The sequence below is a fragment of the Azospirillum sp. INR13 genome (genome assembly GCF_015390205.1).
In the GTDB taxonomy this organism is placed as follows: domain Bacteria; phylum Pseudomonadota; class Alphaproteobacteria; order Azospirillales; family Azospirillaceae; genus Azospirillum.
In genome coordinates this window covers 82,845-104,749 of the sequence record NZ_VUOI01000012.1, presented here as the reverse complement: position 1 = coordinate 104,749, position 21,905 = coordinate 82,845, and the positions used below count along the sequence as shown (strand labels likewise).

The window sequence follows — 21,905 nt, the reverse complement described above, 5'->3', positions numbered from 1 at the left end:
TCCTGGAAGCACTCCGATGTTTCCCGGCTGCGCCCGTGGCGGCAGCGGCTTGCATGATGAAAGTGACTATGCCACTGTCGCCGCCATGCGGCGCACCCGGCTGACCGATGTCCCCTGTCCGATCGCCCGCGGCCTCGACGAGGTCGGGGAATGGTGGTCCCTGCTGATCCTGCGCGATGCGATGCGCGGCCTGACGCGCTTCGACGAGTTCCAGCGCAGCATCGGGCTCGCCACCAACATGCTGACCCGCCGCCTGCAGGCCCTGGTCGAGGCCGGGCTGCTGGAGAAGCGGCCCTACCAGGAACGCCCGCTGCGCCACGGCTATCATCTGACCGACAAGGGACTGGATTTCCTGCCGGTGCTGGTCGCCATGGCCGACTGGGGCAGCCGCTGGCTGCTGCCCGGCGGGGCGTTCCGGCTGGTCGACAGCGAGACCGGGCAGTCCGTCGACCCGGTGCTGATCGACCGGAACAGCGGCGAAGCGGTCCGGCCGGAGCGGCTGCGTCCGGAAATGACGATCCCTGCAAAGGACGAAACGCAATGAGACGAGTCGTGGTCACCGGTCTGGGGGCGGTCACACCGCTCGGTGCCGGCGTGATGCCGAGTTGGCGCGCCGTTCTGGACGGGCGGAGCGGCATACGGGCGATAAACCGGGATCGATGTCGCCGACCTGCCCTGCCGCATCGCCGGCCAGGTGCCGGAAAGCGGCGATGCGGCCCCGGATGCCGTCTTCGATGCCGATGCGGTGGTGCCGCCGAAGGACCAGCGCAAGATGGATCGCTTCATCCTGCTGGCGCTCGCCGCCGCGGAGGAGGCGGTGTCCGATGCCGGCTGGCGTCCGGCGGACGCGGAGGCGCAGGAGCGCACCGGCGTGCTGATCGGCTCCGGCATCGGCGGCCTGCCGGGGCTGGCCGAGACGGCGCTGACCCTGCACGAGAAGGGGCCGCGCCGCATCTCGCCCTTCTTCGTGCCGTCGATGCTGATCAACCTCGCATCGGGCCACGTGTCGATCCGCTACGGCTTCCGCGGGCCGAACCACGCGGTCGTGACCGCCTGCGCGACGGGGGCGCACGCCATCGGCGACGCGGCCCGGCTGATCGCCATGGACGACGCCGACGTCATGCTGGCCGGCGGCAGCGAGGCGGCGCTCTGCCGGCTCGGGCTGGCGGGCTTCTGCGCCGCCCGCGCCATGTCCACGGGCTTCAACGACGACCCGTCCCGCGCGTCCCGCCCCTGGGACCGCGACCGCGACGGCTTCGTGATGGGCGAAGGCGCCGGCGTGCTGGTGCTGGAGGAACTGGAGCATGCCCGACGTCGCGGAGCAACGATCCATGCCGAGGTCACCGGCTACGGTCTGTCGGGCGACGCCTACCACATCACCTCCCCGGCGGAGGACGGCAATGGCGCCTTTCGCGCCATGCGCGCTGCGCTGAAGCGGGCCGGGCTGGCGCCGGAGGAGGTCGATTACGTCAACGCCCACGCCACCTCCACCCCGGCCGGCGACCCGGTGGAGATCGCGGCGGTCAAGCGGCTGTTCGGTCCGGCGGCGGCCGGCCTTTCCATGTCCTCGACCAAATCGGCGACCGGCCATCTGCTGGGGGCGGCGGGTGCCGTGGAGGCGATCTTCGCCATCCTCGCCCTGCGCGACCAGGTGGCCCCGCCCACCCTCAACCTGGACGCGCCGTCGGAGGGCTGCGACCTGGATCTGGTGCCGCTGCGGCCGAAGGAGCGGCGTATCCGTCATGTCCTGTCCAACAGCTTCGGCTTCGGCGGAACCAACGCCGCGCTGGTGTTCAGCCCCGTGGCGTGACGGGGGTGACGGAAGGGGGGACTGGAACCCTGAGCCCGGCCACCGTAGATATGCGGGCGGCCGCGCGCCCTTCCCCCACCGCCTCACGGACCGCCGATGATCCGCGCCCTTTTTCTTGCCTTCTCCCAGCTGACCGATCCCCGCGTGCGCCGGGTGGTGTGGACCGGGATGTTCGTCTCGGCGCTCGCCTATGCGCTGCTGGCCGGCGGGACGTGGTGGGCGCTGTCGGTGACGCCGCTCAGCGGCTATGTCTGGCTCGACACCATCATCGACCTGCTGGGCGGGCTGGGGGTTCTGGTGGTGGCGTGGCTGCTGTTTCCGGCCACCGTCGGCATGGTGTCGAGCTTCTTCCTGGACGAGGTGGTCGAGCGGGTGGAGGCGCGCCACTATCCCGCCCTGCCGGCGCCTCGCCAGGCAGGCTGGCTGGAGGAACTGGCGACGGCGCTGCGATTCCTGATCCTGGTTCTGGCGATCAACCTGGTGGCGCTGCCGATCTACATCTTCGCGCCGGGCCTGAACCTGATCGTCTTCTACACCGTCAACGGCTATCTGCTGGGCCGGGAGTATTTCGAGATGGTCGCCCACCGGCGGCTGGACCGGACGTCGGCGCGGATGCTGCGGCGGGCCCGGCCGCTGAAACCTTTTTTGGCCGGGGTCGCCATCGCCTTTCTTTCGACAATCCCCTTCGTCAATTTGCTGGTCCCGGTCGTCGCCAGCGCCTTCATGGTTCATGTCCTACAGTCCATGTCGGCTCCCCTTGCGGCGGGCCGGACGACCGTGATACGCCGCTAGGCGGCACGGCCGCACACCGTCGCCTTCCCGGCGGCGCCCTTCCGGCACCGGGCCTCCAGCCCTCCGGCCCATCCCGCCACCCGTAGTCCAGATTGGGGGAACCGCTCATGCTGTTCGGACGAAAGTCTCCGCCCGCCGCTCCCAAGGCCGACAGCCCCGCCCCGCCGCAGCCGGGTGCCCGTCCGTACACACCGGGCGAGGCCGGCGCCGTCTCGTCGCCGCTCGCCTCGCTGAACACTCCGGTTCCCGGCCAAATCCCTGGGCACATGCCCGGACAGATGCAGGGCGGCGACCCGACGTCCGCCGTCGCGGCCGGCGCCGCCGCACCCAGCATGGCCCACGCGCTGGCCGATGCGCAGCACGCCGCGCCGGCTTATCCCGATATGCCTTCCGCCTCGAAGGGACCCGACATGAACAGCATTCCCAAGCCCCCGACCGCGCCGTCCGTGCCCGGCGCCGGTTTCAAGACCGATGTGCCGCGCCGCGTCGTCGACATGCCGGGCTCGGCCCCGCGCCAGCCGTCGATGCCGGTCGCCGCCGCTCCGGTTCCGCCCGCCCCGGCCCCGGCCCCTGCCCCGGCCATGCCGGAGCAGCGCCGCCTGACCGTCGGCCGCGACATCTCCCTGACCGGCGAGATCGGCTCCTGCGACGTGCTGGTGGTCGAGGGCACGGTGGAGGCCAAGCTGCGCGAGGGCCGTCTGGTCGAGATCGCTGAGTCCGGCCTGTTCAGGGGCTCGGTCGACATCGAGGAGGCCGACATCGCCGGCCGGTTCGAGGGCGACATCGCCGTCCGCGGCCGTCTGACCGTGCGCTCCACCGGCAAGATCACCGGGTCGATCCGCTTCGGCGAGCTGGCGGTCGATGCCGGCGGCCAGCTGATCGGCGACGTCCAGATCTACGGCACGGGCACCAAGCCGGCCGCCGTGCCGGTCGCTGCGCCGGTTCAGGTCGAACAGGCTCCGACGGCCGAAGCGGTCTGACCCGCACCGGACGCGAAAACGCCCGGCTGGCTCCCGCCATGCCGGGCTTTTTCTTGCCCGGACTTCTTCTGTGGGGCGCGGGTCAGGCGATGATCTTGTCCTTGAAGGCGCAGAGGTCGGCCACCGGGCAGATCGGACAGTCGGGCTTGCGGGCCTTGCAGACATAGCGGCCGTGCAGGATCAGCCAGTGATGGGCATGGCGGCGGTAGAGCTTCGGCACCGCCTTCAACAGCTTGGCCTCCACCGCGTCCGGCGTCTTGCCGGGAGCAAGCCCGGTGCGGTTGCCGACGCGGAAGATGTGGGTATCGACCGCGATGGTCTCCTCCCCGAAGGCGACGTTCAGGACGACATTGGCGGTCTTGCGGCCGACACCGGGAAGCTGCTCCAGCGCCTCTCGGTCGCGCGGCACCTCTCCGCCATGGCGTTCGATCAGCAGTTCCGACAGGCGGATGACGTTCTTGGCCTTGGTGTTGAACAGGCCGATCGTCTTGATGTACCCGCGCAGCCCTTCCTCGCCCAGCGCCACCATCTGTTCGGGCGTGGTGACGATTTTGAACAGCGGGCCGGTGGCCTTGTTCACGCCGACGTCGGTCGCCTGGGCCGACAGCACGACGGCGACCAGCAGCGTGTAAGGATTGACGTATTCCAGCTCGCTCCGGGGTTCCGGGTTGGCGGCGGACAGGCGGCGGAAGAATTCCTGGACGGCGGCGGGCTTCATGGCCGCCACCATAGCCGCAACGGCCGGGGTTGCGCCAGAGCCGGGGAGCAGGTGCCGGGATGCGGCGAACCGACCCAAACTGCAGCGCTGCATCGCATATTGCGACAGAAATGGAGAGAAATCACGCCAATCCAACAGAATTCGTCGCAGGAATGGCGCTTCTCCCCGGATCCGGCGGTGGCGTATGATTTGCTGGTCGGCAAGACACCGGCCGAACGCCTGCGCTTGAACCATGGATCTTCGTGGTTGTATTGCTCGGCCGAGATAAGGGTGTATGGATATGACCGCTTCTTATCTTGTGGAAGTCAGGGACTGGGGGCTGCACGTCCGGTTGCAGGGATCGCTGTCGATCGACCAGCGCGATGCCGTCGCCCGGCAGGTGGAGGTGCAGTGCGCCAATCTGGGCAGCCGCGGCACGCCATGGAGCAGCCTGATCGAATTCGACCGTTTCGAAATCTACGATTTCCGGCCCGAGATCGTCGTCGGCCTGATGACGCTGGCTCGGCGTTGCGGCCAACTGCGGTGCGCGGTGGTGATGACCGACTGGCACTGGGCCTCGGCGATGGCCGATGCAATGATCGCCGCCGGCACCGACGATCAGGCACGGATCTTCGTTCAGGCGGCAGGCGATACCGCAGATGCGCTGGAGGAAGACATCGCCGGCGGGATGCCGGCCGGCGATTTCACCAGGATGGACAGCGCCATGGCCTGGGTGCTGCACGGCGGCGTGGTGCCGATGGTGTCGAAAGCGGCATAACCCCGCCGTTCCAACACTTATTCGGCGGAGCGCTTTTCAGCGGGCGGTTTTCAGCGGCGCATGGGTCGTCTAGTATTGCCGCCATGCCCATCGACATCTCCGACTCCCGGCCCGGCGACCAGCCCCACGGCCGGCCGGACGGTCAGACCGGCGACGCTCCCCAGGGGGATCACGCCGGCAGCGGTCCCGTGCGCGTGTTCTTCGACGCCATCCTCCACCCCCACCGCAGCCTGGGCCGCAACGGCTACCGGACGGTGATGGGGCTGGTGATCCTGCTGAACCTGGTCGTCGCCGGCATCTTCGTCGCCAACGGCGCCTGGCCTGTGGTGCCCTTCTGCGGGCTGGACGTTCTGGCGCTGTGGCTTGCCTTCCGCGTCAGCTACCGCTCCGCCCGACAGTATGAGCGGGTGCGGCTGACCGAAACCTCCCTGACGGTGCAGCGGGTTCACTGGAAGGCGCCGGAGCGGCGCTGGTCCTTCCATCCCTATTGGCTGCGGATCACCCACGACGAGCGCGCCGACCACGACCGCCGCGGTCCGGCCGGTCAGGTCACGCTGAGTTCACACGGCCAGTCGGTGGGCGTCGGCAGCTTCCTGTCGCCGGCCGAGCGGTCCACCTTCGCCCGCGCGCTGGGCGACGCGCTGCGCAGCTGGCGCCGCCCGCCCTGCCCGCCGGCGCCGGCCGGATAGCAAGTCGGGCGGTTCCCGTTCCGCAAGGTCGCAGCCTGCCGGTTACGACCCCTGGCTGAGCGCCTCCGCCAGCGCACGGTCCTGCGGCCGACTGCCCGCCACCACCTGCATGTGCGGAAACGGGATCTCGATCCCCAGCTCGTCGAAGCGCTTCTTCATCTTCTTGTTGAAAGCGCGCTGGACACCCCACTGCTTGATCGGCCGCGTCTTGAAGCGGGCGAGGATGACGATGGCGGAGTCGGCGAACCTGTCGACTCCCATCACCTCCAGCGGCGCCAGGATGTCGGCGGCGAATTCGGGATCGACCTGCATCTCCTTGCCCAGCGCCACCAGCGCGTCGATCACATGGTCGGGATCCTCGTGATAGGCGACGCTGACGTTGAAGACGGCGAAGGAGAAGTCCTTGGTCAGGTTCTTCACCGTCGTGACCGAGCTGAAGGGGATGGAATGGACCGCACCCGCGGAATCGCGCAGCCGGATCGAGCGGATGGAGATCGCCTCGCACACGCCGGAATGGCCGCCGCCGACATCGACCACGTCGCCGACCGAGATGGAGTCCTCGAACAGGATGAACAGGCCGGTGATGATGTCCTTGACCAGGGTCTGCGATCCGAAGCCGATGGCCAGACCGACGACACCGGCACCGGCCAGCAGCGGGGCGATGTTCACGCCCAGCTCCGACAGGGTGATCAGCGAAACCATCGTCACCAGCAGGATCAGGAAGGCATTGCGCAGCAGCGGCAGAAGGGTGCGCATGCGGGCGCTGCGCTCGATCTTCGTGCCGTTCCTGTCGGTGCTGGTCAGGAAATGCTCGATCAGCGCGCTCACCACCTCCCAGGCGACGATGGCGCCGGCCAGCAGCAGGCCGATGGAGATGGCGCTTCCGACGATGCGGCGGCCGATCGTGGATTCGACCAGACCCAGCGTGTCGATGCCCCAGCCGTTCAGCGCGACACCCAGCGCGACCAGCCAGATCACCGCCTTGCCTATGCGCTGGACGATGGGAAGATAATGGAAGGCACGCATGTGCAACTGCGGCAGGTTGCCGGCCAGATCGCGGTTCATGGTCAGGCCGCGTCGCAGCGCGCGGTTGAGCCCGCCCACCAGCAGCCGGGCCACCACCACCGCCGCCACCGTCACCAGGGTGCCGCGGGAGAGATACTCGAAGCCGCCATAGACGTTCAGCACCCAGACGCCCAGCGTCACCACGACATAGAGGATGGCAAGGACGTGCCAGATCTCGGCGAAGCGGCGGCGCGCGGTGCGCAGGACGGCCCCCTGCCCTTCCGCCTCGCGCCGGGCGGTGGCCAGCGGGTCGCCGTCGCCCGACAGCGGGTTGCCGCGCATCCAGTCGGCCACCGCGACGCGGTTCTGCAGAATCAGCACGATCGTCATGGCGGCGAGCACCACGCCCAGCAGCTTCAGCAGCGCGCCGTAGGCGCCCAGCGGCAGGCCCAGCACATAGGCGCCCTCCGCCAGGAAATATCCATAGACGGCGACCGCGATCAGGCGGCGCGACCACACGTAGCAGCGGCGCGCCCCGGCGTCGCTGGTCTGGACGATCCGCAGGTTGGGGGCATCGGGAGCGAAGGTCATCCGCACCAGGATCAGCAGCGCCTGGGTGATGACCGTGGCGTTCACCACCGCCAGCGCCACCAGCCGCACGCGCGGCGCCGGTTCGGTCACCGACAGGATGGCATAGGCGACGACGATGAAGCCGACGATCGGCGCCAGTTCCAGCACAGCACGGCCGAGCAGCATGGGAATGCGCAGCAGGGCGGAGCCGACATGGCGGGCGGCCAGCGCATTGCGCGGCCGGGCGAGCAGCCAGGCGATGCCGCGGGCGGCCACGGCGCCGATGCCGAGGATCATCGCCAGCTGGACGGCGATCTGTACCCAGCGCTCGCGCGCCATATCGTCCTGCACCTGCCGCTGAACCCAGGACAGGGCTCCGGGCAGGTCGGCGAAGACGTTGGCGACCTGCACCAGCTGGCGGCTGACGACGTCCATCCGCGCCGCCAGGAAGGCCAGCGCCCGGGCGCCCATGGTCTGCGGCAGCGCCGATTCGCCCTCCGCCTCCTTGGCCTGGGCCAGCCCGCGCTGGGCGGTGATCAGGTTGCGCAGCTGCGTGACCAACTGCGACCGGGCGTCCTGGTTCTCCAGCGTGCCGACCAGCGCCTCCAGCTGCTGCACGGTCGCCTCGTCCACCACCACCGGGGCCGCAACCGCGGGGGCGGCGGCGGGTGCCGGAGCGGGGCCGGGTACGGGCGAGGCCGCCAGAGCGGCAGGCCCCGCCCCGGCGAGCAGGGCCGCAAGCAGCAGGACGGCGAGGCCGCCGGACAGGAACAAACGCCAAGCGCGTGCGACTGGGTTTGCGGCGGGCGTTGCGGACCGGATCATCGGCAAATCACTCGGGTGGTCTCGGATATGTCGGCGGAAAACGGGCAGGCGGAAAGCAGCCGGCCGGCACCCTGGCGTGGAACTGTGGCTCCAATATGCCGGGTTTCGCGAAGTTAGTTCTCCCGCTTCCGCTTGCCAACCCGGCCGGCTGTTCCTTTTTTAAGCGGGACCCCTGCCGGACGACCCGGAAACGCAAAGGAGGACGAGCCATGAGCGATACACCCCCCAAACCGGACATGAGCACCGGATTGGAACCGGGGCGGGAAGTCGAGCAGGAGGGCGCCGTGCGCGACAAGCTGGTCGCCGTCAAGGAGCAATGGGCCCGCGACGGCCGTGCGCTGACCGGCCAAGCCGCCGACCCGGCGCGCGACCGGCTGCCGCCCGGCCAGCGTCTGGTGACCGACTGGCCGGTGTTGGACCTCGGCATCACGCCGAAGGTGACCACGGCGAACTGGACGCTGGCGGTCGACGGGCTGGTGGAGAACCCGCTGTCCTGGAACTGGCAGGATTTCCAGGCCCAGCCGCAGGAAAGCTTCGTCTCCGACATCCACTGCGTCACCACCTGGTCGCGCTACGACAACCGGTGGGAGGGCGTCGGCGCCCGCCGCCTGCTGGAACTGGTCCGGCCGAAGCCCGAGGCGCGCTTCGTCGTCTTCCATTCCTTCGACGGCTACACCACCAACGTCGCCCTGTCCGATTTCGACGACGACGGCGTGCTGCTCGCCACGACATGGGAAGGCCAGCCGATCAGCCGCGACCATGGCGGGCCGGTGCGCATCGTGCTGCCCAAGCTGTATTTCTGGAAGAGTGCGAAGTGGGTGAAGCGGATCGAGCTGCTGGCCGGCGACCGCAAAGGCTATTGGGAGGTCCGCGGCTACAACAACCACGCCGACCCGTGGCTGGAGGAGCGCTATTCCGACTGACGCCGTGAAGCGGCTCTTCCCCCAAAAGCCACTTTCACCTTGCCGACGAAACCGTTAAGGTGCGGCGCAAGTGGCCCCGTAGCTCATCAGGATAGAGCGCGAGTTTCCTAAACTTGAGGCAGCAGGTTCGAGTCCTGCCGGGGTCACCACCACCATTCCGGTTTCAGTGCGCCGCGATCAATGTGCCACGATGGCGCAGACCGTCGCCTTCGTCGCCTTTGCAAGGTCGGCGGGCGCCAGCACGATCTGCAGGCCGCGCCGGCCGCCGTTCACCACCATTTCCGGCAGCGTTTCGGCGCTCGCGTCTATGAAGGTCGGCAGCGCCTTCTTCTGGCCCAGCGGGCTGATGCCGCCGACCAGGAATCCCGTGGTCTTTTCCGCCAGCGCCGGGTCGGCGAGGTCGGCTTTCTTCGCCTTGGCCGCCGCGGCGATGGCCTTCAAATCCAGCTTGGCCGCGACCGGAATGACGGCGCAGGCCAGCGCCTTGGGCTCCAGCTGGACGATCAGGGTCTTGTAGACGATGGCGGGGCCGAGCCCGAGCGATTCGGCGGCGTGCAGGCCGATGGCGTCGGCCGACGGGTCGTACTCGTACTCCATCAGCCGGAAGGCGACGCCCGCCGCCTTCACTGCATTGACCGCCGGTGTCACCTTCGCCGCCATGCTCCACACCGCTCAAAAATAACGTGCGGCGGGAGCTTGGCAGGCGCTGCAATTGGTGTAAAGCCCTCTGGACCTCACTCCATCCCGCGCGAGGACGGGTTGCCGATCATCGTCAGGAATTCGCGACGGGTGGAGGGGTCGGTGCGGAAGGCGCCCAGCATGCGGCTGGTCACCATGGTCACGCCGGTCTTGTGCACGCCGCGGGTGGTCATGCACTGGTGCTGCGCCTCGACCACGACGGCGACGCCCTCGGGCTGAAGGACCTCGTCGATGGTGTTGGCGATCTGGGCCGTCATCTTCTCCTGGATCTGCAGGCGCTTGCCATAGGCCTCGACCAGCCGCGCCAGCTTGGAGATGCCGACGACGCGGCGGCGCGGCAGGTAGGCGACATGCGCCTTGCCGATGATCGGCACCATGTGGTGCTCGCAGTAGGACTCCACCCGGATGTCCCGCAGCACGACCATCTCGTCGTAGCCGTCGGTCTCCTCGAAGGTGCGCGACAGGATCTCCACCGGGTCGATGCCGTAGCCGGCGAAGAACTCCTCGTAGGAGCGGACGACGCGGTCGGGCGTGCCGACCAGACCCTCGCGCGCCGGATCGTCGCCGGCCCAGCGGATCAGGGTCCGCACGGCTTCCTCCGCTTCCGCGCGCGACGGACGGACGACCGCCTCCGGCAGGGGGCGGCCGGGGCCGCGAAGCACGTTGTCCACGCCCTGGGGCTTGGCGAGCGGGGTCTTGGAAGCCGTCACGGGAACATCCTTTCCGTTACTGGGAGCGCCCTGTGCAGACCGGCGGCGGCAGCCGGAGGCCGGGATCGCGCAACGCGCCCATCATGTCTAGCTCGATACGGAACCTGAGCCTCGGCGGATCAACCGGATGGCTGACAGGACGAAAGGACCCATTCTGCGAACGGAGTGGCCGCACCTGCCCCGCTTCGGTCGCCTGCGCCTTTCGGAAGCCCCAAGATGGGACGGGTCCTATGGCCTTCAAGCATGAAGCAAGGTACGAGCAGCCATGCGGCTTGTCAAAGCCAAGTGTTGAATGCCTCTGAATCCACACGCATTCTATTGTATTATTTGCCCGCCTTCGATTTCCGGGATCCCCACTGCCTGATCCCACTGCCTGATCCCACTGCCCGGATCAGTTCAGCTGCATCGGCTGGTGCGGGCTGTCGAGCGAGAAGGCGGGGATCGTCACGTCGAAGGCGCGGCCGTCCGCTCCTTCCATGCCATAGGTGCCGGCCATGATGCCGGACGGCGTGCCGAGCGGCGTGCCGCTGGTGTATTCGAAATGGTCGCCCGGCTCCAGGACCGGCTGCTCGCCGACCACGCCGGGACCCCGCACCTCCTGCACGCGGCCCATGGCGTCGGTGATGCGCCAGTGGCGGGTGCGCAGCTGCACCGTCTCGCCGCCCTCGTTCTCGATGCGGACATGATAGGCCCAGACGAAGCGGCCCTCGGCCGGGGCCGACTGGTCTTCCAGGAACACGGGCTGGACGGTGACGCGGATGTCGTTGGTGACGGCGGTGTACATGGCAGACGATCCTGGCAGACGATCCGAAGACGGCGCCAGCCGAAAAAGGGCCGGCGGCTGGGGAGTCCGGGTGGCTGGGCGGCGGTTCAGCGCAGAATAAAGTCGCCCTTCCCCACTGTCCAGAACCCGGCCGGACAATCCTCCGACATCCCTGTCCCGAGCCCGCATCGTGATTGATACAGTCATGCATCATCGCCGGGTCTCCGCGGTCTTGCGACGGGGGGGCGACGATGATATATGCGCAAGTCCCAGCAACGGCCGAAGAGCCTTGTCCATGTCTCGTTCGCACGCCCTTCGCATCCGACGACGGAGCCTCGCACCGCGCATCGCGGTTGCGGCCGTCCTTGGGTCGCGTGCGAACGCCAAAGGCACAACGGGGACCTGACACCCCCGGCCTTCCGGCGGCGGCGCGATCCGCCCTTCAGAAGCCTTCTGAGAAGACCTTCTTCCCGCCGGGAGCCCCACGCATGATCATCACCGTCGAAGAGCCGAAGCACGCCGCCGCCATCGAAGCCCTGCTGGACGCCTCGTTCGGCCCGGACCGCTTCACCAAGACCGCCTACCGGCTGCGCGACGGCGTCGACTCGATCCCCGCCCTGAACCTCGTCGCCATCGAGCATGACGAACATGGGCGCGAGGTGGTGGTGGGCACCATCCGCTACTGGCCGATCCTGGTCGGCGGAACCACCCGGTCCATCCTGCTCGGCCCCATCGCGGTCGCCGCACACCTGCAGGGCAGCGGGCTGGGCAGCAAGATGATCCGGATGAGCCTGAACAAGGCGGTGGCGCTGGGCCACAAGTCGGTGATCCTGGTCGGCGACGCCCCCTATTACGAGCGGTTCGGCTTCTCCCGCGCCCTGACGCTTGGCATGGAGATGCCGGGTCCGGTCGACATGAACCGGCTGCTGGGACTGGAACTGGTCGAGGGCGCGCTGTCGGGTGCCAGCGGCATGATCGGCAAGCCGGAACCGGCCGATGCACAGGATGCCGCCGGCGCCATGCCGATGCTGGTGCAGGCCCTCGACATGCCGGCCGGCATCCAGACGGGAGACACCCCCGTCCCTTTCAGCGCCCTGTTCAGCCGGCCGGCGGCGGAGCGAATCTGGACTGACCGCGTGCGGCGGACCGACTGGTTCTGGCGCGGCGGGCTGCAGGCCGGGGCGGCGTGACGATTCCGATCCTTGGTCCGGATTGTGGAAAGACCCTGTTTGCAAATAGGGGTGGGGCGAAGCGGGATTGACTCGATTCGCCCCACACGCGATACCATCTTTTCAGGAGCGACGCCGGACGGACGGCGTGCCGCGCGCCACGCAGCATCGTGAGCGCGCTATTCGTTTTTGTTCTGAGCGGAAGGGTGCGGGTTGACCAAGAAGCTGTTCATCAAGACCTGGGGCTGCCAGATGAACGTGTACGACTCCGCCCGGATGGCGGACGTCCTGGCACCGCTGGGCTACCAACCGGTCGATGAGCCGGACGGCGCCGACATGGTGATCCTGAACACCTGCCATATCCGCGAGAAGGCCGCCGAGAAGGTCTTCTCCGAGCTTGGCCGCCTGCGCCAGATGAAGGACCGCAAGGCGGAGGCCGAGGACGGCCGGATGATCCTGGCGGTCGCCGGCTGCGTCGCCCAGGCCGAAGGCGAGGAGATCGTCGCCCGCGCCCCCTTCGTCGACATGGTCTTCGGTCCGCAGACCTACCACACCCTGCCGGAGATGGTGGCGAAGGCCAGCCGCGCCGCCGGCAGCGTGCTGAACACCGATTTTCCGGCCGAATCCAAGTTCGACTTCCTGCCGGAGGAAGCCGGCAGCCAAGGCGTGTCCGCCTTCCTGGCCGTGCAGGAGGGTTGCGACAAGTTCTGCACCTTCTGCGTGGTGCCCTACACCCGCGGCGCCGAATTCTCCCGCCCCGCCGGCCAGATCGTTGCGGAAGCGAAACGGCTCGTCGCCGGCGGCACGCGCGAGATCAATCTGCTGGGCCAGAACGTCAACGCCTGGCACGGCGACGGGCCGGACGGCACCACCTGGGGCCTCGGCCGGCTGGTCCGCGAACTGGCGGAGATCGACGGGCTGGAGCGCATCCGCTACACCACCTCGCACCCCCGCGACATGGCCGACGACCTGATCCGCGCCCATGCCGAGGTGCCGCAGCTGATGCCCTACCTGCATCTGCCGGTGCAGGCGGGATCGGACCGTATCCTGGCGGCGATGAACCGCAAGCACACCGCCGACGACTACCGCCGTCTGGTCGACCGGCTGCGCACGGCCAAGCCCGATCTGGCGATGTCCGGCGACTTCATCGTCGGCTTCCCCGGCGAGAGCGACGCCGATTTCGCCGCGACGCTGAAGCTGGTCACCGAGATCGGCTATGCCCAGGCCTATTCCTTCAAATACAGCCCGCGCCCCGGCACCCCGGCCTCGGTCGAGGGATCCCAGGTGCCGGAAGAGGTGAAGGAGTCCCGGCTGGCGGCGCTGCATCAGCTGCTGAACGCCCAGCAGGTCGCCTTCAACCACAGCTTCGTCGGGCGCAGCGTCCCGGTGCTGTTCGACCGCGTCGGACGGCGCGACGGCCAGCTGCTGGGCCGCAGCCCCTGGATGCAGTCGGTCCATGCGGAGGCGAACGAACGGCTGCTCGGCCGTATCGTCGAGGTGCGCGTCGATGCCGCCCTCGCCAACAGCCTGGCCGGCACCGTGGTCACGGGTGAGTACATCACCGCCTCTCCCTTCCAGCCTGCCGTAACCTTGGAGGCAAGCGCTTGAACGGTCTGCCCGAACGGCGTATCGACGTTCAATTCGATGACAACCGGCTGCTGCCGATGCTGTACGGGGAGCATGATCGCCACCTCGCCCGCATCGAATCCCTTCTGGGCGTGTCGCTGATCTCGCGCGGCAACACCCTGACCATCTCCGGCCCGCCCGACGCCGCCGAGACGGCGCAGGCGGCGCTGAACGGTCTGTACCAGCGGCTGACCCGCGGCCAGACCATCGATGGCGGCGAGGTCGACGGCGCCGTCCGCATGGCAACCGCCGATCCCGGTTTTGCCGGTGTCGCCTCCGGAGAGGAGCCGCGTGCACCCGGTCAGCAACAGGCAACCATCACCCGTGCCGAGATCGCGCTGCGCACCCGCCGGCGCGGCCCGATCACCCCGCGCTCCCCCACCCAGGCTGCCTATCTGCAGGCTTTGGCGGAGAGCGAGCTGGTCTTCGGCCTCGGTCCGGCGGGCACAGGCAAGACCTATCTCGCCGTGGCGCAGGCGGTGGCGCTGCTGACCACCGGTCAGGTCGACCGCATCGTGCTGTCGCGCCCAGCGGTCGAGGCGGGCGAACGGCTGGGCTTCCTGCCCGGCGACCTGAAGGAGAAGGTCGATCCTTACCTGCGTCCGCTCTACGACGCGCTGCACGACATGCTGCCGGCGGAACAGGTGAAGAAGCGGCTGGAGTCCGGCGAGATCGAGATCGCGCCGCTGGCCTTCATGCGCGGCCGGACGCTGGGCAACGCCTTCGTCATCCTGGACGAGGCGCAGAACACCACGCCCATGCAGATGAAGATGTTCCTGACCCGTCTCGGCGAAGGCGGGCGGATGGTCGTCACCGGCGACATCTCGCAGATCGACCTGCCGACGGGCACCCGGTCGGGCCTGCGCGACGCGCTGGACATCCTGCGCGGGGTGGAGGGCGTGCGCTTTGTCCGCTTCACCGACGCCGACGTCGTCCGCCACCCGATGGTGGCCCGCATCATCCGCGCCTATGACCAGGCCGATGTCCGCGAAGCCGCGCGCAAGCAGGCCCGCCGCGCCAACCCCAAATCCGAGTATTCCGCACCCGAAACGATCGACCGCGAGGCCGGTATCGTTGGGGAGGAGGAATGACCAGCGCCGTCGACATCACTGTTTCACGTGAAGCCGGCGACTGGGCCGAGGACGCCGAGTGGCTGGCCGAGCGCGCGGCGCTCGCCGCCCTGGGCGCCGCCTACGACGACGAGGAAGGACCGGCCGAGCTGTCGGTCGTCCTGGCCGACGACGCGCTGGTCCACAGGCTGAACCGCGAGTATCGCGGCAAGGACAAGCCGACCAACGTGCTGTCCTTCGCCCTGACCGAAGCGGAGGAGCCGGAAGCGCAGGACGGCATGCCCGTCATGCTGGGCGACGTCATCCTGGCCTACGAAACGGTCGCCCGCGAAGCCTCCGAACAGCGGAAAAACTTCAAAGACCACATGACTCACCTTGTGATGCATGGTGTTCTGCATCTGCTGGGCTATGATCACGAGACGGACGACGAGGCCGAGGAGATGGAAGCGCTGGAAACCCGGTTGCTCGCCAGCTTCGGAATCGCCGACCCTTATGCCGCCAACCACCAACCGCCGGACCGATGAGCGAAATATCCGACAGTCGCACGCCCCGTGATGACCACGGGGCCGAAGACCATTCCCTGGGCCACCTGTTCAAGGGGTGGCTCCGCACCGTCTGGGGCGGCCGCGAGGACACATCCCTGCGCGGCACGATCGAGGAACTGATCGCAGGCCTGGACGATGCCGCCAGCGAGGACGGCGAGGATTCGCTGGGATCCGGCGAGCGGGCGCTGCTGACCAACATCCTGAAGCTGCGCGACCGCACCGTCGCCGACGTGATGGTGCCGCGCGCAGACATCATCGCGGTCGAGATCGACACGCCCTTCCCCACCCTGGTCCAGCGCGTCGCCGAGGAGGGCCATTCCCGCCTGCCGGTGTTCCGCGAGACATTGGACGACGTGGTCGGCATCATCCACATCAAGGATGTGCTGACCCTGCTGGCGAAGCAGGCGATCTCGCCGGAGGGCCTGCGCCACAGGCCGGACCTGACCGGCATCATCCGCGAGGCGAAGATCGTCGCCCCCTCCATGCATGTGCTCGACCTGCTGGTGCAGATGCGCCAGACCCGCCAGCACATGGCGCTGGTGGTGGACGAGTTCGGCGGCATCGACGGCCTCGTCACCATCGAGGATCTGGTGGAGGAGATCGTCGGCGAGATCGAGGACGAGCATGACGAGACCGCGGCGCCGCGGCTGGTCGAACGCCCCGACGGCAGCCTGATCGCCGACGCCCGCCTGCCCATCGAGGATTTCGAGCACCGCGTCGGCCCGGTCCTGTCCGAGGAGGAGCGCGAGGACATCGACACGCTCGGCGGTCTGGTCGTCTCCATCGCCGGCCGCGTCCCCGGCCTGGGCGAGCGGCTGGTCCACCCCTCGGGCCTGGAGTTCGAGATCGTCGATGCCGACTCCCGCCGCCTGAAGCGCCTGCGCGTCCACAACGTCCCGGCCAACAGCTCGGAGTTGGCGGAGACGGCCTAAGGGTCAGCATGCTGCTCTCTCCCTAACCCTCTCACGCCATCGGACGGACCTTCGGTCCGCCGAGAGCGGGAGAGGGGGCTTCCGCCGCTTCGCGATGACATCACGCCATCAAGCGTTCTACCCCCTCCACCGCTGACAAGCGGGGAGGGATGGGGCATAGGCGCTAACATGAGACTGTTGCGATAGATGGTTTGGGCGTGAGGAATTGCCCCGGGCTTTGTTTTTCCGGGATGTTTGCGACCGATCCCACCGATGCCCCCTGGCGTGCGGTTGAGACGCTGGTCCGCTCGGTCATCGACCTTGAGGCGAGCGCAGCCGAGACGGGGGCCTTCCGCCAAGCCCGCGGCGTGCCGAGCGCCGCGGTGCTTCTTCGCCTCTGTCTGGCCTCTGCGGTGTGCCGGCTGTCCTTGCGCCAGACTTGCGCCTGGGCGGCGGAGATCGGTGTGGCCCGGCTTTCCAACCCAGCCTGGGAGAAGCGCTTCCAGAACGCTGGCGCGTGGCTGGGTGAGATCGCCGGTGCGCTGTTGGCGGCGCGTGCCGCGGTGCCGCCGCGTTGGCCCGGGTACCAACTGCGCTTGGTCGATGCCACCGCGCTCAGCGTCCCTAGCGCCTCCGGCACCTCCTGGCGGCTGCACCTGAGCTACGACCTCGGGCGCGGGTGCATGTGCCAAGCCAGCCTCACCGATGGGCACGGCGGCGAACGGCTGGGCCGCTTTGCCCCGCCGCTGCCCGGCACCGTCGTGCTGGCCGACGCCGGCTACCCGCATCCACGCGAACTGCGCGGCCATCTGGCGGCGGGCGGCGACCTCATCGTGCGGACGAGTTGGGCGGCGGCGCGCCTGCTGACCCCGGCGGGCGGGCGCTTTGATCTGTTCGACGCCTTGCGGCGGCTCGACGGCCCGGCGGGAGCCTGGGATGTGGTCGTCGACGACCACCAGCCGGCGTTGCCGCCGCTGCACCTGCGCCTGGTCGCCGGGCGCAAGCCGGCGGCGGCGTGCGAACAAGCGCGCCGCCGGGTGCGCGAGACCGCCAAACGCAAGGGCAAGACGCCCGACGCGCGCTCGCTGGAGGCGGCCGACTGGGTGTTGCTGCTGACCTCGCTGCCGGCCGCCGCGTTCGATGCGGCGGCGGTGCTGGCCGCCTATCGCTTGCGCTGGCAGGTGGAACTGGCGATCAAACGCTGGAAAACCTTGCTCGCCTTGGGCGAGGTGCCGGTACGCACCCCGGCAACCGCGACCGCCTGGATCTACGCCATGCTGATCGCGGCGCTGCTCATCGAGGATAAAGTTGCCAGGGCGGCGACGCAATTCCCCCCTGGGCTGCCCGCGCATGCCGCAGGGGTTCTCCCTGTGGCGCATGTTCGCGCTCTTGGCCCACAGCCTGTGCTTGGCAGTGTTCGGGCCATTCCACTGGCCGTCGCTTGATCCACTGGCACCGTGGCTCACCCGACACATCGCCGACCCGCCCAGACGACGAAAACGCCAGACCGAAACTATACCGCATCCTTTCATAAGCGGGCCGGCATGTTAGCGCCTATGGGAGGGATGGGGAGGGGGCACCCCGCAACGACGCCCCCTTCCACAACCCAGCCACGCCCACAAGCACCTTGGCGCCCCTGCCCGGCCGCATTACCTATGGCGCCGCCTGCCCTTGCCGCTGCCGGAGTTTCCGCCTTGACCGCCACCGACACCCTGCCCGTCCCGGCCCGGCTGGGCCGCGTCTCCGCGCGGCTGTCCGCGCTGACCGGATGGCGCCGGATGACCGCCGCGATGATGCTGGGCGGGCTCGCCACGCTGGCGCTGCCACCGGCCGATCTTCTGCCGGTGCTGCTGGTGGCATTTCCCGGACTGATCTGGTTGCTGGACGGTGTCGAGACGAAGAAGGGCGCTTTCGCGGTCGGCTGGTTCTTCGGCTTCGGCCATCACCTGCTGGGCCTCTATTGGGTCAGCGCCGCGCTGTTCACCGACATCGAGCGTTTCTGGTGGGCCTTGCCGCTGTCGGCGGCCGGACTGCCGATCCTGCTGGCGATGTTCAGCGGCGGCGCCACCCTGTCATTCCACCTGCTGCGCCGCCGCGGCTTCGGCGCCGGGCTGGCGCGGCCGCTGCTGTTCGCCGCCTGCTGGTGCCTGTGGGAATGGCTGCGCGGCCATGTCTTCACCGGTTTCCCGTGGAACCTGATCGGCTATGGCTGGGTCGGGGTGCTGCCGGTGCTGCAGAGCGTGGTCGCTGTTCGGCATCTATGGCCTGACGTTGATCACGGTGCTGGCGGCCTCGCTGCCCGCCGCCCTGCCCGACCGCGACACCACGCAGCGCCGCGCCTGGGCCGGCATCGCCGCCGGGCTGGCGCTGCTGGCCGTGCTCGGCGGCTGGGGAGCCTGGAGGCTGGCGGGTGCGGTGGACGAACCGGTACCGGGGGTCAGGCTGCGGCTGGTCCAGGCAGCCATCGACCAGCGGCTGAAATGGGCTCCCGGCGAACGGGTGCAGAATTTCCAGAGCCACCTCGCCCTGTCGGCCGCCCCGCCGGCCGATCCCGCCGCCCCGCCGCCAAACGTCGTCATCTGGCCGGAGACCGCCGTCCCCTTCTTCATCGAGGACGACGCGCGCGTGCGGCAGGCGATGGCATCCGTCACCCCGTCCGGCGGGCTGCTGATCACCGGAGCGCCCCGCACCACCGTCGGCGAGGACGGCGAGCGGCGCTACTACAACGGCATGGTGGCGGTGGACGGCAGCGGCGCCGCGGTCGCCAGCTACGACAAGTTCCACCTCGTCCCCTTCGGCGAGTACATGCCGCTCCGGCAGTGGCTGCCGGTCGGCGCCATCGCCGGCAACGGGGCGGAGTTCTCCGCCGGGCCGGGACCACGCACCCTGCATCTTGCGGGCAGTGCCGCCGGTCTGCCGCCCTTCAGCCCGTTGATCTGCTACGAGAGCATCTTCCCAGGTGCCGTGGTCGACACCGCCGACCGGCCGCAATGGCTGCTGAACCTGACCAACGACGCCTGGTACGGCCGCACCGCCGGACCCCACCAGCATTTCGTCATCAATCAGGTCCGCGCGGTGGAGGAAGGGCTGCCGCTGGTCAGGGTGGCGAATACGGGAATATCCGGGGTGGTGGACGCGTACGGACGTGTGCAACAATTGCTCGGCCTGGGTGAACGAGGCTTCATCGATACCACGTTGCCGAATGCGCCATCCGGCGTCACAGCCTATGCCCGCATGGGCGACTGGATTTTCGGCATAGGGCTTCTGGGCTGTTTTCTGGCGGCGTTGGCCTCGCGATATGACCGTTGACGCAGCATTACGGGCAATTGACCCGCCATTGGCAGAACAATTTCGTGCAACCGGGTTGACCGGAGCGGACTTGACTGCATACGTGGATATGTCGTAACTAGGTTGCACAACCGCTACAGGGATAAACGAGATGCAGACTGAAACTGGGGCGCCGCGCGGGCGCCGTGCGGGTGCGGGCCGTCCGAAGACCGGAAAGCCGAATCCCATCGACGTCCATGTCGGATCCCGCGTCCGTCTCCGCCGCACGCTTCTCGGCATGAGCCAGGAAAAGCTGGGCGAGGCGATCGGCCTGACCTTCCAGCAGGTGCAGAAGTACGAACGCGGCGCCAACCGCATCGGCGCGTCGCGTCTGTTCGATCTCAGCCGCGTGCTCGACGTGCCGGTCTCCTTCTTCTTCGACGACATGCCGGCCGATGCCGCCGCCGCCCGTGTCGAGGACGACGATGAGGCGGGTGCTTCGGACGAGCGGGCCGTCGCCGCCTACGAGCCCGATCCGATGGCCAAGCGCGAGACGCTGGAACTGGTCCGCGCCTATTACAAGATCAGCGACCCGTCGGTGCGCAAGCGCCTGTTCGAGTTGACGAAAGCGGTCGCCAGCGCCGCCGTCGCGGAAGCGGCCGAGTAACTCCTGCCGGTTGATGCACGGCATGCGATACCCACCGAAAGGGGATGGTGCGGCGCGCCCGCGCTCCCCCTTCGTGTGGCGTGTGCGCTGATTGGTCCGATCCCTTACCGCTGGTAGTCTTCTTGACCGCGGGTGAATTCCTTGTCAAAACCGGCTTTGGACCGGTGTCTGCGGCCGCTGTAACCGGTCTGCCGTTTCGGCTCATGAAATAGCGTGCCGCCGAATGCCGAGGTTTCCCGTGGCAAAGCTCAACTACGTCTTCACCAGCGAGTCCGTGTCGGAAGGTCATCCCGACAAGGTCTGCGACCGCATTTCCGACGCCATCGTCGATCTTTATCTTTCGCACGACCCGCAGGCCCGCGTGGCCGTCGAGACGCTTGCGACCACCAAACCAGGTCGTTCTGGCCGGCGAAGTCCGCGGCCCCGACAGCATCAAGGCCGACCAGCTGGTCGAGGTCGCCCGCGCCGCGGTGAAGGACATCGGTTACGAGCAGGACGGCTTCCATTGGGAGAAGATGGACGTCAAGTGCTTCGTCCACTCCCAGTCCGCCGACATCGCGGTCGGCGTCGACGCCGCCGGCAACAAGGACGAGGGTGCCGGCGACCAGGGCATCATGTTCGGCTATGCCTGCCGCGAGACCCCGGCCCTGATGCCGGCGCCGATCTATTACAGCCACGCCATCCTGAAGTCGCTGGCCGAGGCACGCCATTCCGGCGCCGCCCCGCAGCTGGGCCCGGACGCCAAGAGCCAGGTCACCCTGCAGTACATCGACGGCAAGCCGATGCGGGCCACCGCCATCGTGCTGTCGACCCAGCACGCCGAGGGGCTGGAGCAGGACGCCGTGCGTGAGATCGTCCTGCCGCACATCGTCAACTGCCTGCCGGAAGGCTGGATGTGCGACGATAAGAACCTGTACGTCAACCCGACCGGCCGTTTCGTCATCGGCGGCCCGGACGGTGACGCCGGCCTGACCGGCCGCAAGATCATCGTCGACACCTACGGCGGCGCGGCCCCGCACGGCGGCGGCGCCTTCTCCGGCAAGGATCCGACGAAGGTCGACCGCTCGGCCGCCTATGCCGCCCGCTATCTCGCCAAGAACGTCGTCGCGGCGGAACTGGCGGAGAAGTGCACGATCCAGGTCTCCTACGCCATCGGCGTGTCGAAGCCGCTGTCGGTCTATGTCGACACCCACGGCACCGGCAACGTCGACGAGGACCGTCTGTCCGACATCCTGCAGCAGCTGGTGGACCTGTCCCCGCGCGGCATCCGCACGCATCTGGGCCTGAACAAGCCGATCTACGCCCGCACCGCCGCCTACGGCCATTTCGGCCGCGAGCCGGAGGTCGACGGCGGCTTCTCGTGGGAGAAGACCGATCTGGTCGGCGACCTGCGGAACGCCTTCCTCTAA

The 21,905-nt window shown here is 68.5% G+C and carries 19 protein-coding genes, 1 tRNA gene and 3 pseudogenes; 18 read left to right on the top strand and 5 right to left on the bottom strand.

Annotated features, from left to right (window positions below):
- The 4 genes and pseudogenes from F1643_RS11705 to F1643_RS11690 form a co-directional block, all read left to right on the top strand.
- The coding region (locus F1643_RS11705) for a helix-turn-helix domain-containing protein (RefSeq protein WP_206692454.1) at positions 1 to 544 on the top strand (544 nt) is incomplete at its 5' end.
- Positions 541 to 1,738: pseudogene (gene fabF, locus F1643_RS11700) on the top strand (beta-ketoacyl-ACP synthase II); the annotation flags it as partial. The gene F1643_RS11705 and the pseudogene fabF, both read left to right, overlap by 4 nt.
- Positions 1,739 to 1,906: 168 nt before the next feature.
- Complete coding sequence (locus F1643_RS11695) at positions 1,907 to 2,602, top strand: EI24 domain-containing protein (RefSeq protein ID WP_194913353.1); 696 nt, start codon at positions 1,907 to 1,909, stop codon at positions 2,600 to 2,602.
- A 107-nt stretch (positions 2,603 to 2,709) separates the two neighbouring features.
- The gene (locus F1643_RS11690) at positions 2,710 to 3,582 is read left to right on the top strand and encodes a polymer-forming cytoskeletal protein (RefSeq protein ID WP_194913351.1); all 873 of its coding nucleotides are present in this window, start codon (positions 2,710 to 2,712) and stop codon (positions 3,580 to 3,582) included.
- Between the two features lie 82 nt (positions 3,583 to 3,664).
- Here the strand turns inward: F1643_RS11690 and nth are convergent, their stop codons facing one another.
- Positions 3,665 to 4,300, bottom strand: coding sequence for an endonuclease III (gene nth / locus F1643_RS11685; protein WP_194913349.1), 636 nt, complete (start codon positions 4,298 to 4,300; stop codon positions 3,665 to 3,667).
- Positions 4,301 to 4,580: 280 nt separating this feature from the next.
- On the opposite strand from nth, the gene F1643_RS11680 reads away from it, so the two are divergent.
- A complete protein-coding gene (locus tag F1643_RS11680; RefSeq protein ID WP_194913347.1) occupies positions 4,581 to 5,057 on the top strand; it encodes a hypothetical protein in 477 nt (158 codons plus the stop codon).
- 83 nt (positions 5,058 to 5,140) lie between these two features.
- The gene (locus tag F1643_RS11675) at positions 5,141 to 5,746 is read left to right on the top strand and encodes a DUF2244 domain-containing protein (RefSeq protein WP_206692453.1); all 606 of its coding nucleotides are present in this window, start codon (positions 5,141 to 5,143) and stop codon (positions 5,744 to 5,746) included.
- A 42-nt stretch (positions 5,747 to 5,788) separates the two neighbouring features.
- Here the strand turns inward: F1643_RS11675 and F1643_RS11670 are convergent, their stop codons facing one another.
- Positions 5,789 to 8,095, bottom strand: coding sequence for a mechanosensitive ion channel domain-containing protein (locus F1643_RS11670; RefSeq protein WP_255542665.1), 2,307 nt, complete (start codon positions 8,093 to 8,095; stop codon positions 5,789 to 5,791).
- A gap of 260 nt (positions 8,096 to 8,355) precedes the next feature.
- Between F1643_RS11670 and F1643_RS11665 the strand changes: the two genes are divergently transcribed.
- Both F1643_RS11665 and F1643_RS11660 read left to right on the top strand, forming a co-directional pair.
- Positions 8,356 to 9,069: a sulfite oxidase-like oxidoreductase gene (locus F1643_RS11665; RefSeq protein ID WP_370540565.1), complete on the top strand. Its 714-nt coding sequence runs from the start codon at positions 8,356 to 8,358 to the stop codon at positions 9,067 to 9,069.
- A 72-nt stretch (positions 9,070 to 9,141) separates the two neighbouring features.
- Positions 9,142 to 9,218: transfer RNA gene (locus F1643_RS11660), tRNA-Arg, on the top strand.
- 28 nt (positions 9,219 to 9,246) lie between these two features.
- Here F1643_RS11660 and ybaK read toward each other — a convergent pair.
- The 3 genes from ybaK to apaG all read right to left on the bottom strand — a co-directional run bounded on the left by ybaK (position 9,247) and on the right by apaG (position 11,262).
- Positions 9,247 to 9,729 carry a Cys-tRNA(Pro) deacylase gene (gene ybaK / locus F1643_RS11655; RefSeq protein ID WP_194913344.1) on the bottom strand — a complete coding sequence of 161 codons (483 nt, stop codon included), beginning with the start codon at positions 9,727 to 9,729 and terminating at the stop codon, positions 9,247 to 9,249.
- Between the two features lie 74 nt (positions 9,730 to 9,803).
- Positions 9,804 to 10,430: a GTP cyclohydrolase I FolE gene (gene folE, locus F1643_RS11650; RefSeq protein ID WP_370540566.1), complete on the bottom strand. Its 627-nt coding sequence runs from the start codon at positions 10,428 to 10,430 to the stop codon at positions 9,804 to 9,806.
- Positions 10,431 to 10,869: 439 nt separating this feature from the next.
- Positions 10,870 to 11,262 carry a Co2+/Mg2+ efflux protein ApaG gene (gene apaG / locus F1643_RS11645; RefSeq protein ID WP_194913343.1) on the bottom strand — a complete coding sequence of 131 codons (393 nt, stop codon included), beginning with the start codon at positions 11,260 to 11,262 and terminating at the stop codon, positions 10,870 to 10,872.
- Between the two features lie 467 nt (positions 11,263 to 11,729).
- On the opposite strand from apaG, the gene F1643_RS11640 reads away from it, so the two are divergent.
- From F1643_RS11640 to metK, 10 genes and pseudogenes are all read left to right on the top strand, one after another.
- Positions 11,730 to 12,431, top strand: coding sequence for a GNAT family N-acetyltransferase (locus F1643_RS11640; RefSeq protein WP_194913342.1), 702 nt, complete (start codon positions 11,730 to 11,732; stop codon positions 12,429 to 12,431).
- A gap of 192 nt (positions 12,432 to 12,623) precedes the next feature.
- A complete protein-coding gene (gene miaB, locus F1643_RS11635) occupies positions 12,624 to 14,018 on the top strand; it encodes a tRNA (N6-isopentenyl adenosine(37)-C2)-methylthiotransferase MiaB (RefSeq protein ID WP_194913341.1) in 1,395 nt (464 codons plus the stop codon).
- Positions 14,015 to 15,127 (top strand): PhoH family protein, encoded by a 1,113-nt coding sequence (locus F1643_RS11630; RefSeq protein WP_194913339.1) that lies wholly within the window; start codon positions 14,015 to 14,017, stop codon positions 15,125 to 15,127. The genes miaB and F1643_RS11630 overlap by 4 nt, the downstream gene beginning before the upstream one ends.
- Positions 15,124 to 15,630 carry an rRNA maturation RNase YbeY gene (ybeY, locus tag F1643_RS11625; RefSeq protein WP_014249225.1) on the top strand — a complete coding sequence of 169 codons (507 nt, stop codon included), beginning with the start codon at positions 15,124 to 15,126 and terminating at the stop codon, positions 15,628 to 15,630. Before F1643_RS11630 ends, ybeY begins: the two co-directional genes overlap by 4 nt.
- On the top strand, positions 15,627 to 16,583 hold the full coding sequence (locus F1643_RS11620) for a hemolysin family protein (RefSeq protein ID WP_194913336.1): 957 nt from the start codon (positions 15,627 to 15,629) through the stop codon (positions 16,581 to 16,583). Before ybeY ends, F1643_RS11620 begins: the two co-directional genes overlap by 4 nt.
- Before the next feature lie 230 nt (positions 16,584 to 16,813).
- Entirely contained in the window at positions 16,814 to 18,007 is a 1,194-nt protein-coding gene (locus F1643_RS11615) for an IS4 family transposase (protein WP_194913335.1), read from the top strand.
- Between the two features lie 99 nt (positions 18,008 to 18,106).
- Positions 18,107 to 18,742: pseudogene (locus F1643_RS24735) on the top strand (hypothetical protein); the annotation flags it as partial.
- A gap of 25 nt (positions 18,743 to 18,767) precedes the next feature.
- Positions 18,768 to 19,871, top strand: a complete 1,104-nt coding sequence (gene lnt, locus F1643_RS11610) for an apolipoprotein N-acyltransferase (protein WP_255542664.1) — start codon at positions 18,768 to 18,770, stop codon at positions 19,869 to 19,871.
- 130 nt (positions 19,872 to 20,001) lie between these two features.
- Entirely contained in the window at positions 20,002 to 20,496 is a 495-nt protein-coding gene (locus F1643_RS11605; RefSeq protein WP_149223706.1) for a helix-turn-helix domain-containing protein, read from the top strand.
- Between the two features lie 223 nt (positions 20,497 to 20,719).
- Positions 20,720 to 21,905, top strand: a pseudogene (gene metK, locus F1643_RS11600) (methionine adenosyltransferase).